Here is a 12,496-nt window from a genome sequence, read left to right on the forward strand (position 1 = left end):
CGCTTTTGAACGCGTCAGGCCTATATAATAGTTGCGTGCACCTGTAAGAAATGCCAAGTTTACAGTTTGGCGATGGAAATATTGTTTTCCAATTCAGAATCGCTCAATTTAGGTGATAGATAACTATATTGCCGAGAAGCCGGAAAGCTGGCTAAAATGTCGATGCGCATGAGGCTACTCGCACTTACTATTCTGGTGTCCCTGGTGTCGGTGGGGATTTATTATCGAGTACCGCAGGTGGCGATCTTCGCTGTCACGGCAGCCTTTCATTCCCCGTGGCAGAATGATTTTCTAATTTCACGCGAAGCTGCCGACGGTTGGGCCAGTGTTACCCCTAAGACGGTTATACGAACCACGCACCTCAGCGGAACGGCAGTCACGTACCATCCGGAGTATCACGATTTCCAGGCGTCTCAAGCGCGTCGGGGCCTCGAAGAGGCTGCGGCGCTGGGGGTTGAGTTTGTGAGGGCTGACGTGCGCTGGAGTGCTGTTCTGCCCAAGGAAGGGGGACATCCTTAAATAATTCAATTGATGAGATAGAGACCTTGTGACAGGAGAAAAATATGCCGAGAACCGCTCGCCTTTACGCTCCTGGAATTTTGTATCACATCATCATTCGTGGGATTGAGCGTCGAAACATTTTTCGGGATGTATGTGGGTTAGGAACGTAGTTCCGATGGTTCTGTTATTGCGGGCCCTGAGCACTTCAGCCTCTGCGGTTTAGGAAGGTGGGAGCCTTGTGCTGAGTCGGCGACCACAAAGCATAGGACCATTTCACTTCGGCTTTTTCCAAACTCTCAACGGAACGAGCGGAACCACGTCCCCTCGTCCCAAAATCAGCATTGCCATAGATGAAAACTTCGGTATAGTAATGGTTGGACCGGTAACCCGAATCGGAGATGGACAATTGACAGACGAGATGTTTCAATATGGAATCTAACAAGCCATTGCAACCTGTTGCAGGTGATGCTCTCTCCGTTCGCGCCGCTGATCGCCCTAGCGTTGGCCCGAAATTATATTTTAACTGATAGCTGACCGCTAATTGATCAGCTTAAACCCTTCTTCAAACCCCTTGATATTCGCTTCTTTGAACCGCTCCGGTGAGTTAGCCTCGATCAGCCATTTAACTCCCTCATAATCGAAGAAGGGCATGATTTTGACTAGCGCTCCCAGCATGACTACGTTGGTCATCTGGATGTTGCCCAGTTTTTTGGCCAAGGCGGAGGCCTCGATTACGTAGCCGTTGGGACAGTACTTGCGGGCCGCCAGCAGAATCTCTTCATGGGCTGGATATTCATCAAGCCCCATGTTATTCAATACGGTCTGAATTCTCATGGAATTTAAAAGATACGTACCTGTGGGGTTTAGGAGGCGGAGGTGTCTCAACATCTCAACGCACTCCATGCCAACGAGTAAGTCAGCCTGCCCCCTTGAAATCAATGGAGAATAAATCGCTCCCTCAGCAATGCGGATATGCGAGACAACCGAACCTCCACGCTGCGCCGCCCCGATGGTTTCTGCTCCAAAAACATTCAGCTTTTTATTCATGGCGTATTGAGAGATGACAACGGAGGCGAAGATATTCCCCTGCCCTCCCACGCCGGAAATGACCACATCCATCTTCATGAGATTGCCCCCCTTTTACACACATCAATGCAGAGCGCACAGCCCACGCAAATCATTGGATCGATCGCAACCTTTTTTTTCTGCTTATCGAAAGATATTGCCGGACAGCCAAAGTCATTGATGCAGATCATACACCCGTTACAGCGCTCTGGATCCAACCGCACTTCTCGCGGCTCGAAAACCTTCTGGCCCCGACGGGTAGAAAGCAAGTAACAAGGCATCGAAGACACAATCAACGATGGGCCTTCTTCCTTTACCGCCGCCTCTAGTGCTCTCCGGCATTCCTTGATGTCGTACGGATTCACCACCCGGTAACTGATGCCCATGGATTCTGCGAGCTTGGGCACATTTACCGGTGTCGTCTTCTCTCCAGCCAGGGTCACTCCGGTCCCGGGATGGGGCTGGAATCCGGTCATAGCCGTCACAGTATTTTCTCCCAGGATGACGTTGACGTTGATCTTGTTGTTGGCCGCGTTCATCAGCCCCAGGAGGCCGTTGTGGTAGAAAGTGGAATCGCCGATAAAGGCGAAAACGGGACGATTCACCCCAGAAAGGACCATCCCGCTGGCCATGGGGATGGAAGCGCCCATGCAGTAGATCGTGGATTGAAGTTCCATGGGCCTGAAAGATCCGGCATCATGGCAGCCGATATCGCCCGCTACAATCCCTTTATATTTGCGCACGGTTTGTTTCAAGGCGTTGAGAATTCCTCGGTAATTGCAACCGACGCATTGCGTTCGGGTACGGATGGGGATATGAACATCGATCGTGGGAACCTCCGGTTGGGCGACTTTTACCTTGGGAGCGGCTTTGGAGACGGTCTCCAGAATCATCTGCAGAGTTAATTCTCCATCCGAAGGAACAAACCCGCTTCGCCCTAAAACCTCTACGGCAATCTTCTCTTCCTGAAAGATCTTCTTGAACAGCCCTTCCACAAAGGGTTCGGTTTCTTCAAAGATGACCACCTTTTCCAATCCCTTGACAAACTCTTTTATCTTTCTCCGGGGCAACGGGAGGGTTCCCAATTTTAAAAGGGGGAGTTTGTGGTTCAGGTACTGTTCGGCTTCCTTGATTAGGGTATAGCCCATCCCACAGCCAACCCATCCGACTTTTCCTTCACCCTTTTCGGCCCAGTTGTATGGACTCCCTTCCATAATTTCTTGAAGCAGAGGCTGCTTTTCATTCAACCAGCGGTGGCGGATTTGCGGGCGTTTCACTCCCCCAAACTTAGGCATCTCCACCGCGCTCATGATGAAGCGCTCCCGGTCAGGTTCGTAATGGGCCGCGGGCAAGTCTTGGGGTAGGTCCTCAAACTCAATGATGCCCCGGGCATGGCAGACCCGGGTGACCGGTCGCAGGCAGAAGACCAATTCGGTCTTTTCTGAAAGGTCGAAAGCCTCCTTGATCATCGCCTTGGCTTCTTGAGGCGAGCAGGGGTCAAAGATAGGCAAATGGGCATACTGGTGTACCAAAATACGGGTGTCCTCCTCATTTTGCGAGGAGAGCCCCCCGGGATCATCGGCCGAAATCAAGACCAGTCCACTCCGTATTCCTGTGAAGTTGACGTGCATCAGAAAGTCGGTGACAAAATTCGTTCCGTTGTGTTTCATCACCGGCATGGAACGCACGTGGCAAAGAGAGGCACCGGTGCAAATTTCAAAGGCCACTTTTTCGTTATTGGCCCATTCCACATGCACCCCCGGAATTCCCAGGCATTCATCGACAATTTCGGTGGCTGGAGTACCGGGATATCCGGCAACCACACGGACTCCGGCCTCGAGCGCCCCGCGGGCAATGGCCGCATCCCCCATGACATAACGTTTCTCTCCCATCTTTACATCTCTCCTGATTCAGGTTGAGTTTTTAAAAAGGATAACTTGCTAACAATCATTCCCTTTATTTATTTTTCTCACGCCAATGATGATTTTTATCATGGAGAAAATAGTTAAGCAAGGGAAAATGATGTCCATAAATTGCGGATTGCGGAGTTAAAAATCCGAATTTGATTGCCATAATCGTAGATTGGGAGAGGCCAAAGCCCAGGTGAAGGTTGAAATGGAAGCCATTCCATGCCATATTGATACTTACTTAGAAAAATTTCTACGAGGTTAAACGATGAAAATTGAATTCATTGAGGCCCGAGATCTACCGGACGCCTGGTTCCAGTGCGTGTATCGTATCCTCGACTCCGGGCATGTGTACAAGATCGATAAAGGAAGCTTCGAGGGGCAGCAACGCCGGGAATTTGATTTTGTGGTCGTGCAGGTTCATTATCCCGGGACCCGGCCCCTGATTCCGGACATTCCCCCGGGGCTCGGAATTCCTGCCCCAACAACCATGGAATATGTAAACCAGTATATGCGCTACTGGATCACTGACGAGCGTGAAAAAGAAGAAACTTACACCTATGGGGAACGTTTGACGAACCCAAAAATTAATGGGGTTCCCTTAGGAGTAAATCCCATTGAGGAAGTGGTCAAGATGTATCAAACCGCGGGTTCGGGAACCAACCAGGCTACCATGGAAGTGGGCATGCCTCAGGACATCATCAACTCCGATCCCCCCTGCCTGCGTTTGATCGACACCCGAGTCCGTTATGGCAAACTCCATTTTGTAGTTTATTTCCGCTCCTGGGACCTCTGGGCGGGTTTCCCGGCTAACCTGGCGGGAATGCAACTCCTGAAGGAATACATGGGCCAGCAGATCGGGGTTGAGGACGGGGAGATCATTGCCGTCTCCAAAGGATTGCACCTTTACGAATACACCTGGGACCTGGCCAAAATGCGGACCTATCGTTCCTGATTAAAAAATAATTTTTGCCACAGAGATCACAGAGGTCACAGAGCAAGAAACTATAGATTCAATGACAAAACAGACTACTCACACTATTCTCCCTTAAGCCATAATAATTACTCAACGAATTAAGAGAAAATAGAGATGAAAAAGCTTTAAGGATTTTATTTTAAACTCTGTGCTCTCTGGGTTCTCTGTAACCAATTATAAAATGGAAAGAAAGATCAAGGAAATCTTAGCTTCTCGGGTTAAAAATTGCCTCCCAGATCAGCGGCTGAAGCGCGCGGCAGTTCTTATCCCGCTTTTTACGAAAGACGGTGAGTATCATATTCTTCTCACCAAGCGGACCGACAAAGTAGAACACCACAAAGGTCAGATATCTTTTCCCGGCGGGCGGCAAGATAAAAAAGACAAAGACCTCCTGGCTACCGCTCTGCGCGAGGCCCAAGAAGAGATGGGGATTGCCCCCAGGGACGTAAAGATATTGGGAGAGTTAGACGAATTCTGTACAGTTACAACGGATTTCTGCGTCTCCCCTTTCGTCGCCCTTATCTCCTATCCCTACCCATTCCAAGTGAACCCTCACGAGATCGCTGAAGTGATTGAAGCTCCCCTGTCTGCCTTGCTGAAGGAAGGCCAATTGCGCCAGGAAATGTGGATGAAGGATGGCAAGCCATTTCCGGTTTATTTTTACCAATACCAAAACCATACCATCTGGGGTGCTACAGCCAGGATTTTGAAGCAGCTTTTGGATTTACTGCCGGAGGAAGGAAAAAACCAGAAGGCAGAATTCAGGAGTCAAAATTCAGAAGATTAAAAGAAAAAGCATTATTCTGGATTCTGAATTCTGTATTCTGCCTACTGTTATTAGATCTGGTCGCTGTCTGCGGAGGGTTCTTCAAAGATGAGGGTTTTCTGGATTTCGGCGGCGGCCTTGACTCCTTCTTCGAAGGCCAGTTTATTTAGCTTCTCCGTTCCTGGAGGGATTCGCGACATGACCGCAACTTCCATGGATTTCTGCGAAACGAGCCCGGCACCGGCTGGCATACTGGGAATGAATTGACTCAGCGCCCCCAGGGCCACAATGTTGGCCATCTGTTCCCGCCCGCATTTTTCTTTAGCGATCTGAGTGAAGGGAATTTTAACCACCCGGGGATTAACAACCTGCGTAACCAGTTGAGAATCCACTACCAAAACTCCCTTGGGTTTCAGCTCAGAAGCGGATTCGTCGCAGGCCATTTGGGTCATCGCCAGAAGAAGGTCCAATCCCATGGCTTTGGGATAATCAATCTCACCTTCACTGATCACGATATCGGCACGGCTCGTCCCCCCGCGGGCCGCCGGCCCATAGCTGACTGTCTGCACGACGTACTTCCCTTCATAAATACCTGCAGCTTCAGCCAGAATAATCCCGGCCAGTACCAACCCTTGCCCGCCTGTCCCGCTCAGCCGAATTTCAAATCGATCCAACATAATTACTCTCTTATGTGCTTAAAGTGAGGTAAGATGCCTAAAATTAAAAATTGTTAAATTTATTTTTTTACTCCGAACTTCGAACTCCGCACTTCGAACTGTATTATTGTTTATCTGAAACTTCTCGGCGCTCGCTTTCCTCTTTTTCTTCCTTGGATAACTGTAGCGAAAGGGCTTCCTTGGCCTTCTGCCGGACTTTATTATACTCTTCCAGGTAACTGGGGGCTTCCCGGTCAACCAGGATGCCAATCTCGAATTTTCCTTCCATTTCCTCCGGACTCATCTTTCTGGCCTTCTCCACGGGAACAGCATTATCCCGTTGCCCCTTCATCATCTCGATGTGGTTTCCCAGTTTGTTCAACCGTCCGTAATGAGTGTGGCACTGGCTGATCACCTCTACCACGCTGAAACCATTTTTAAGCAATGCTTTTTCGATGAGCCCATCCAATTGCCGCACATGATAAACAGTTCCTCGGGCGGCAAAGACGGCTCCGGCACAAACGGCCAGTTGGGCGATGTCGAAGGAATGTTCCACCGAACCGTAAACGGCCGTGGTGGCTCGCTGGCCGTAGGGGGTGGTGGGGGAGTACTGGCCGCCGGTCATGCCATAGATATTGTTATTCACAATCACCGCGGTCAGTTCCAAATTCCTGCGGGCCGCATGGATGAAATGGTTGCCGCCGATGGCTGTGGCGTCCCCATCTCCCATGATGACGATGACCTTCAGTTCAGGCTTGGCCAATTTAACTCCCGTGGCAAAGGTCAAAGCCCGGCCATGGGTCGTGTGCAAAGTGTTGAAGTCCACGTAAACTGGGAGCCTTCCCGAACAGCCGATGCCGGATACCAGGACCACTTCGTCCTTCGTATAGCCGATATGATCGATGGCCCGAATTAATGATCCTAATAAGATACCGATCCCGCACCCCCCGCACCAAACGTGAGGAAATTTTTTATCGTGGCGAAGGTACTTATAAATCAGGGGTCGATCTTCGATCATTTCATCTCCTCCTCGATCTTTTCCAAGATCTCCTGAGGGGTAATCATTGTGCCATCGATCTTGTTCACGGTAATTACCTCGGTCATCCCCTGGTTGACCCTTTTCACTTCGCGGGAAATCTGCCCCATGTTCATTTCTGGAACGAGCAGGGTTTTGCCCGCCTGGGTCAGGGGTTCTACGAACCTGCGGGGGAAAGGCCAGAGGGTGATCAACTTTAATAACCCCACTTTCATCCCCCGAGCCCGAGCTTCCACCATGGCTCGGTGAGCGGATCGGGCCGTGCATCCAAAAGCTACGATGACCAGGTCTGCATCTTCAATAAAAAAATTCTCAAACAGCTGGATATCGTTGAAGTGGGTAGAGATTTTGCGGAAGAGGCGGAGTAAGAACGGCTTAATCTCGTCTTGCCGCAGCGTGGGGAATCCCCGAATGTCGTGGACCAATCCAGTAACGTGGTAACGATACCCTTCACCGAAAATACCCATGGGCGGTACGCCGAAACTGGTATCTTCGTAAGGAAGGTACCATTCGGGGGGAACGGAAGGTTTAACCCGGTCGATGACCTCCACTTCGCTGGCATCGGGCAAGACAACTTTTTCTCGCATGTGGGCGACCACTTCATCCATCAAGAGGATTACCGGGGTGCGGTACTTCTCTGAATAATTGAAAGCTTTTATCGTGAGGGAAAAGCATTCCATGACCGAAGTGGGGGAGAGCACGATGATGGGATGATCCCCATGGGTGCCCCAGCGGGCTTGCATCACGTCTCCTTGCGAAGGGTTGGTGGGTAAACCCGTGCTCGGCCCACCCCGCATCACATTCACCACCACGCAAGGCACCTCGGCCATACAGGCAAACCCCAGATTCTCCTGCATGAGCGAAAATCCGGGCCCAGAGGTGGCGGTCATGGATTTCACCCCCGCCAGCGAAGCACCGATTACCGCACCCATACTGGCAATTTCATCCTCCATCTGGATAAAGGTCCCGTCCACCTGGGGGAGCTGGTAGGAGAGGCGTTCGGCAATCTCGGAAGCCGGGGTAATCGGATAACCGGCGAAAAACCGGCATCCCGCCCTCAAGGCCCCTTCGGCACAGGCTTCATTCCCCTGCATAAGCTGCGCCTTGGGTTCAGGTTTTTTCTGATTATTCATTCGCTACTTCCTCAACCTTATCGGTACTTTTCTTTCCTTCCTTTTTTTTGGGCGAACGGACATTGATGGCGAAATCAGGACAGTGCAATTGGCATAACTGGCAGCCGGTACAGCGCTCGGGATCTTCCACATAAGGGGCCCCCGATCCATCCTGGGCCAAGACCCCGGCCGGACAGAAAGCCGCACATATCCCGCACCGCTTGCACCAACTTTTATAAATTTCTATGGAATATTTCCCCTTTTTAGCCATGGATTTATGATCCTTTTGTTTTCTCTAAAACCTGTTTAACCGTCCAGGCCATAACCGCCGGATTTTCAACCACAGTAGCTCCCGCTGCCTGCAGGGCCTCCATTTTCCCTTTTGCTGAACCTCCTCCCCCGGAGATAACCGCTCCGGCGTGCCCCATTCGCCGGCCGGGAGGGGCGTTCTGCCCGGCAATGAAAGCTACAACCGGTTTGGGAAAATGACTGGAACGGATATACTCGGCAGCCTCTTCTTCGGTCTCCCCGCCGATTTCGCCGATCAGCATGACCGCCTCTGTTTGGGCATCTTCTGCAAAAAGCTTTAGGACATCGACGAAAGTCAACCCGATTACCGGATCCCCGCCGATGCCTACGCAGGTGGACTGGCCCAGGTCCAAGCGGGTCAGTTGGTCAACAACCTCATAGGTTAACGTCCCACTGCGGGAGATCACCCCGATGGTTCCAGGTTTATGTATGTATCCCGGAATGATGCCGATCTTACATTTACCGGGGGTGGTTATTCCCGGACAATTAGGACCGAGCAGGCGGCTCTTTTTCCCTGCAAGGTATCCTTTGGCCATCACCATATCCAGGACAGGAATCCCTTCCGTAATACAGACGATGAGTTCCAGTCCTGCATCCGCCGCCTCCATGATGGCATCGGCCGCATAAGGAGGGGGTACGAAAAGAACCGAAGCGTTCGCCCCTTTTTCCCGGACCGCTTCGGCCACAGTATTAAAAATGGGTAGGTCATCCATCTTTCCCCCACCCTTGCCAGGCGTCACTCCGCCGACCATCTTTGTCCCATAGGCCACTGCCTGACGGGTGTGAAACATCCCCTGTTTCCCGGTAATCCCCTGGCAGATTACCTTTGTATTTTCATCCACCAAGATACTCATGAAAATTTTTCCTTTTTTTGAACAAAAACTTGCTTTTATATTATTAATTTGGCTCTCTTTCGTCAAGAGAAAAAGGTTTGCCGCTCAACCCCCAAGGGCTTAGAAAAATCTTGACTCCATCTCTCTTTCTAAGCCATATTATTTTTAGCTGCGCAAGGCAGGTTTTGGTCCTTGCCGAAAAAAGGTGAAGGGAGATAACAGCTTGTCAGTTAAAGAAAAGAGAAAAAAGCCCGCGAGTATTCATATTAACCAAAAATGGTGCAAAGGATGCTACATCTGCCTCGAAGCCTGCCCCAAGAAAGTTTTCGAGAAATCTCCGGAAGTCGCGGGGAAAGGGTTTAACCCCGTGGTCGCCGCCCATCCCGAGCAATGCACCCATTGTTGGCAATGTGAGATGCTTTGCCCGGATTTAGCCATTCACATGGCCAAGGAAAGTTGAGGGTCCCCCATGCAACTGAAAAAAGTTAAAAGTTTCCTTAAACCCGGCTGGTACTTCATGCAAGGGGATGAAGCTTGCGCCGAAGGAGCGATCGCTGTCGGTTGTCGTTATTATGCCGGCTATCCCATTACTCCGGCCAGCGAAATCATGATCCGCATGGTCCATCGCCTTCCCGAGGTGGAAGGAGTATTCATCCAAATGGAAGACGAAATCGCCTCAATCTCTTCGGTCATCGGAGCTTCTTGGGCCGGAGCCAAGGCCATGACTGCCACCTCCGGTCCGGGTATCAGCCTGATGATCGAAGCCATCGGCTATGCCACAATCACCGAGACCCCTTGCGTGATCGTGGATGTCCAGCGTGCCGGTCCGAGCACGGGGCAAGCTACCCGCCCCGCGCAAGGGGATATCATGCAGGTTAAGTGGGGCCCCCATGGGGATAATGAAATCATCGCTCTATCTCCTTGGTCCGTACAGGAAATGTATGACCTGACCATCAAAGCTTTCAACCTTGCCGAGCGTTTCCGCGTCCCAACTTTCATCCTTGCCGACGAAGCCGTAGGCCACCTGCGGGAGACGCTGGTGGTAAAGGAAGAAGTGGAGGTGTACGATCGTTACAAGGCTCCGGGCCTCCCTCCTTTTGGAACCGAAGAGCCAAACGGCGTCCCCCCCATGCCTTCTTTTGGAGAAGGGGCCAACCTTTTAGTCACTGGCTCCACCCATGACTCCTGGGGTTTTCGGAAGACTGCCGATTCCGCGGTTCAGGCCCGCCTGACCGAACGGCTGGTTCGTAAGGTCAAGGATTTTAAATGGGAAGTCGTCGAGACTGAAACCCACTTTCTTGATGATGCCGCAGTAGGCGTTGTGGCCTATGGATTTACCGCCCGGGCTGCCTTTCGTGCTGTTAAGACTCTCAGGAGCCAAGGGATCAAGGCGGGGTTACTCCGTCTGGTTTCCATTTGGCCTTTTGCCGAAGAGGCTATTGCTGAGTTGGGAAGGCAATGCGGCATTATCTTCGTTCCGGAAATGAACCGGGGGCAGGTTGCCGGCGAACTTAAGAAATACACCTCCACTCCGGTCATACCTTTACCCAAGACCAACGGCGAGGTCATTGAACCAGGAGAGATCGTTGAAGGAATACGGAGGAACATGGCATGAACGAAAAAATTTTTCAGATGATCAACCCGAAGGCTTTTCCTACTCCTTTCTGCCCGGGATGTGGCCATGGCATTCTGATGGGCGCTATTCTGCGGGCCATTGCGGACCTTGAATATGACATGAAGCAAATGCTCTTCGTTTCGGGGATTGGTTGTGCGGCGTGGATTCCTAGCCCGCACTTTAAGGCTGACACCTTGCATACTCTCCACGGCAGGGCCATCGCTTACGCCACCGGGGCCAAGCTTTATAATCCTAAGTTAAAGGTTGTGGTCATCAGCGGGGATGGCGACTTGAGTTCCATCGGGGGCAACCATCTCATTCATGCTGCCCGGAGAAATATGGATATGACTGTCGTTTGTGCAAACAACTTCATATACGGCATGACCGGCGGGCAGATGGCTTCTACCACTCCTCTCGGCTCCCTGACCACCACCACCCCTAAAGGAAACCAAGAGCCCCCCTTTGACCTATGTAAGCTTGTCGAAGCTGCTGGGGCCACCTATGTAGCCCGATATCCCGTCGCTACCCCCATTCCCTTAATCCGAACCTTGAAGAAGGCGATGGCTCACCAGGGCTTCGCTTTCGTGGAAGTCCTTTCCCCATGCCCCACCCAATTCGGACGGCGCAATGCTTTCCAGACGGCCTTCGCCATGCTCCAGGCCCTGAAGAAAAACTGTATTTCCGTGGAAAAAGCAAAAAGTTTAGATCCGGCAGAACTTCCGGGCAAGATCACCGTAGGGGAATTTGTCAACCAAGAAAACTAAGGAGGCTCGTTATGATCCAGGTTCGTTTTGCAGGGTTGGGAGGTCAGGGCATCATCTTGATGGGAGAGATTTTGGGCGAAGCAGCCGTCAACGAAAAAAAATACGTGGGCCAAACTTCTTCTTATGGCTCAGAATCCCGGGGCTCGGCCTGTAAAGCAGATGTGGTCATCTCCGATTCCTGGATCGACTACCCCGAGGTCACCGAAGCCGATGTTTTGGCCTGTATGTCCCAGGGAGCCTATGAACAGCATAAAACCAAAATCAACCCTTCAACCGGAATCATTTTCTTCGATTCCCCGATGGTTAAACCCGATCCTTCATCCCCTCTCCAACATATTCCGGTCCCGGCTACGGAAAAAGCCCTGAAAGAATTCGGGAACCAAATGGTAGCGAACATGGTCCTCCTCGGGGCCGTCATCAAGGCTTTGGGTCTCGTGAAGGAAGAATCTCTTCTGCAGGCGGTAACCAGCCGGATCCTTCCATCATTTTTGGAATTGAATATGAGGGCACTGGCTTTAGGGATCGATTTTTCCTCAGCGTTCCTGGCTATGAACCAAAACCTCACCCTACCTTGAACCCCGTGCTCCCCGCTCTTGGCTCTTCGCTTTTCCTGGAGACTGGTTTGGCTTTAGCCAAAGAGAGGCAAAGGCGTCGCAACTGTGCAACTCGTTTCAGTCGGGTGGAAATTGCCTTGGGGGACATATCAACTTTCATCTCGCTCTTCCTTCAATCTTTGAATATCAACGAGATCCTGCCCGCTTCCCCGGAGTGACTTCAAGCGAATTAGCCCCTCCCGAGAAACAACCCAAAGTTTCCCCTCTTCCCACTCCACTTTCTGGCGGTTTTCCCAAATTTGCTCAATTTCCGGAGTGACGAAAAGGAAATCCATAGACAATAAATCCTCGCCCTCTGGATCTACTTTGGAAACTCGATGGACCTCTATAGCCCCTTGGGCA

The 12,496-nt window shown here is 51.3% G+C and carries 16 protein-coding genes; 7 read left to right on the forward strand and 9 right to left on the reverse strand.

Translation table 11 applies throughout. From position 1 onward, the window contains the following. The first annotated feature begins 156 nt into the window (after positions 1-156). Positions 157-519 (forward strand): hypothetical protein, encoded by a 363-nt coding sequence (locus Q7V48_14390; GenBank protein MDO9211916.1) that lies wholly within the window; start codon positions 157-159, stop codon positions 517-519. Between the two features lie 187 nt (positions 520-706). On the opposite strand, the gene Q7V48_14395 is transcribed toward Q7V48_14390, so the two are convergent. From Q7V48_14395 to Q7V48_14405, 3 genes are all read right to left on the reverse strand, one after another. Next, positions 707-943, reverse strand: coding sequence for a hypothetical protein (locus Q7V48_14395; protein MDO9211917.1), 237 nt, complete (start codon positions 941-943; stop codon positions 707-709). 95 nt (positions 944-1,038) lie between these two features. Beyond that, positions 1,039-1,626, reverse strand: a complete 588-nt coding sequence (locus Q7V48_14400) for an indolepyruvate oxidoreductase subunit beta (protein ID MDO9211918.1) — start codon at positions 1,624-1,626, stop codon at positions 1,039-1,041. Next, the gene (locus Q7V48_14405) at positions 1,623-3,458 is read right to left on the reverse strand and encodes a thiamine pyrophosphate-dependent enzyme (GenBank protein ID MDO9211919.1); all 1,836 of its coding nucleotides are present in this window, start codon (positions 3,456-3,458) and stop codon (positions 1,623-1,625) included. The genes Q7V48_14400 and Q7V48_14405 overlap by 4 nt, the downstream gene beginning before the upstream one ends. Positions 3,459-3,741: 283 nt before the next feature. Between Q7V48_14405 and Q7V48_14410 the strand changes: the two genes are divergently transcribed. Both Q7V48_14410 and Q7V48_14415 read left to right on the forward strand, forming a co-directional pair. After that, entirely contained in the window at positions 3,742-4,428 is a 687-nt protein-coding gene (locus Q7V48_14410; protein MDO9211920.1) for a thymidylate synthase, read from the forward strand. A 202-nt stretch (positions 4,429-4,630) separates the two neighbouring features. After that, on the forward strand, positions 4,631-5,236 hold the full coding sequence (locus Q7V48_14415; protein ID MDO9211921.1) for a CoA pyrophosphatase: 606 nt from the start codon (positions 4,631-4,633) through the stop codon (positions 5,234-5,236). A gap of 50 nt (positions 5,237-5,286) precedes the next feature. Here the strand turns inward: Q7V48_14415 and Q7V48_14420 are convergent, their stop codons facing one another. The 5 genes from Q7V48_14420 to sucD form a co-directional block, all read right to left on the reverse strand. Then, a complete protein-coding gene (locus Q7V48_14420) occupies positions 5,287-5,892 on the reverse strand; it encodes a 2-oxoacid:acceptor oxidoreductase family protein (GenBank protein MDO9211922.1) in 606 nt (201 codons plus the stop codon). A 103-nt stretch (positions 5,893-5,995) separates the two neighbouring features. Further along, complete coding sequence (locus Q7V48_14425; protein ID MDO9211923.1) at positions 5,996-6,889, reverse strand: 2-oxoacid:ferredoxin oxidoreductase subunit beta; 894 nt, start codon at positions 6,887-6,889, stop codon at positions 5,996-5,998. Beyond that, positions 6,886-8,040, reverse strand: a complete 1,155-nt coding sequence (locus tag Q7V48_14430) for a 2-oxoacid:acceptor oxidoreductase subunit alpha (GenBank protein ID MDO9211924.1) — start codon at positions 8,038-8,040, stop codon at positions 6,886-6,888. The genes Q7V48_14425 and Q7V48_14430 overlap by 4 nt, the downstream gene beginning before the upstream one ends. Continuing rightward, positions 8,033-8,290 (reverse strand): 4Fe-4S binding protein, encoded by a 258-nt coding sequence (locus Q7V48_14435; protein MDO9211925.1) that lies wholly within the window; start codon positions 8,288-8,290, stop codon positions 8,033-8,035. Before Q7V48_14435 ends, Q7V48_14430 begins: the two co-directional genes overlap by 8 nt. Positions 8,291-8,294: 4 nt before the next feature. Further along, positions 8,295-9,182, reverse strand: a complete 888-nt coding sequence (sucD, locus tag Q7V48_14440) for a succinate--CoA ligase subunit alpha (protein MDO9211926.1) — start codon at positions 9,180-9,182, stop codon at positions 8,295-8,297. 202 nt (positions 9,183-9,384) lie between these two features. Here sucD and Q7V48_14445 point away from each other — a divergent pair, with 202 nt between their 5' ends. The 4 genes from Q7V48_14445 to Q7V48_14460 are packed head-to-tail and all read left to right on the forward strand — an operon-like array spanning position 9,385 to position 12,115. Then, positions 9,385-9,621, forward strand: a complete 237-nt coding sequence (locus tag Q7V48_14445) for a 4Fe-4S binding protein (GenBank protein ID MDO9211927.1) — start codon at positions 9,385-9,387, stop codon at positions 9,619-9,621. A gap of 9 nt (positions 9,622-9,630) precedes the next feature. Further along, positions 9,631-10,776 (forward strand): 2-oxoacid:acceptor oxidoreductase subunit alpha, encoded by a 1,146-nt coding sequence (locus Q7V48_14450; protein ID MDO9211928.1) that lies wholly within the window; start codon positions 9,631-9,633, stop codon positions 10,774-10,776. Continuing rightward, a complete protein-coding gene (locus tag Q7V48_14455) occupies positions 10,773-11,540 on the forward strand; it encodes a thiamine pyrophosphate-dependent enzyme (GenBank protein ID MDO9211929.1) in 768 nt (255 codons plus the stop codon). Before Q7V48_14450 ends, Q7V48_14455 begins: the two co-directional genes overlap by 4 nt. Before the next feature lie 11 nt (positions 11,541-11,551). Then, positions 11,552-12,115 carry a 2-oxoacid:acceptor oxidoreductase family protein gene (locus Q7V48_14460; protein ID MDO9211930.1) on the forward strand — a complete coding sequence of 188 codons (564 nt, stop codon included), beginning with the start codon at positions 11,552-11,554 and terminating at the stop codon, positions 12,113-12,115. Positions 12,116-12,243: 128 nt separating this feature from the next. Here the strand turns inward: Q7V48_14460 and Q7V48_14465 are convergent. Then, on the reverse strand, positions 12,244-12,496 hold a 253-nt coding region (locus Q7V48_14465), incomplete at its 5' end, for a hypothetical protein (protein ID MDO9211931.1).

Source organism: Deltaproteobacteria bacterium (assembly GCA_030654105.1).
In the GTDB taxonomy this organism is placed as follows: Bacteria; Desulfobacterota; SM23-61; order SM23-61; family SM23-61; genus JAHJQK01.

What these genes read in the sequence shown, in the direction of transcription:
- Q7V48_14390 (MDO9211916.1), top strand. Translation starts at nt 157, where the DNA reads ATGTCGATGCGCATGAGGCTACTCGCACTTACTATTCTGGTGTCCCTG.
- Q7V48_14400 (MDO9211918.1), bottom strand. Translation starts at nt 1,626, where the DNA reads ATGAAGATGGATGTGGTCATTTCCGGCGTGGGAGGGCAGGGGAATATC.
- Q7V48_14410 (MDO9211920.1), top strand. Translation starts at nt 3,742, where the DNA reads ATGAAAATTGAATTCATTGAGGCCCGAGATCTACCGGACGCCTGGTTC.
- sucD (MDO9211926.1), bottom strand. Translation starts at nt 9,182, where the DNA reads ATGAGTATCTTGGTGGATGAAAATACAAAGGTAATCTGCCAGGGGATT.
- Q7V48_14415 (MDO9211921.1), top strand. Translation starts at nt 4,631, where the DNA reads ATGGAAAGAAAGATCAAGGAAATCTTAGCTTCTCGGGTTAAAAATTGC.
- Q7V48_14430 (MDO9211924.1), bottom strand. Translation starts at nt 8,040, where the DNA reads ATGAATAATCAGAAAAAACCTGAACCCAAGGCGCAGCTTATGCAGGGG.
- Q7V48_14425 (MDO9211923.1), bottom strand. Translation starts at nt 6,889, where the DNA reads ATGATCGAAGATCGACCCCTGATTTATAAGTACCTTCGCCACGATAAA.
- Q7V48_14405 (MDO9211919.1), bottom strand. Translation starts at nt 3,458, where the DNA reads ATGGGAGAGAAACGTTATGTCATGGGGGATGCGGCCATTGCCCGCGGG.
- Q7V48_14420 (MDO9211922.1), bottom strand. Translation starts at nt 5,892, where the DNA reads ATGTTGGATCGATTTGAAATTCGGCTGAGCGGGACAGGCGGGCAAGGG.
- Q7V48_14435 (MDO9211925.1), bottom strand. Translation starts at nt 8,290, where the DNA reads ATGGCTAAAAAGGGGAAATATTCCATAGAAATTTATAAAAGTTGGTGC.
- Q7V48_14455 (MDO9211929.1), top strand. Translation starts at nt 10,773, where the DNA reads ATGAACGAAAAAATTTTTCAGATGATCAACCCGAAGGCTTTTCCTACT.
- Q7V48_14450 (MDO9211928.1), top strand. Translation starts at nt 9,631, where the DNA reads ATGCAACTGAAAAAAGTTAAAAGTTTCCTTAAACCCGGCTGGTACTTC.
- Q7V48_14460 (MDO9211930.1), top strand. Translation starts at nt 11,552, where the DNA reads ATGATCCAGGTTCGTTTTGCAGGGTTGGGAGGTCAGGGCATCATCTTG.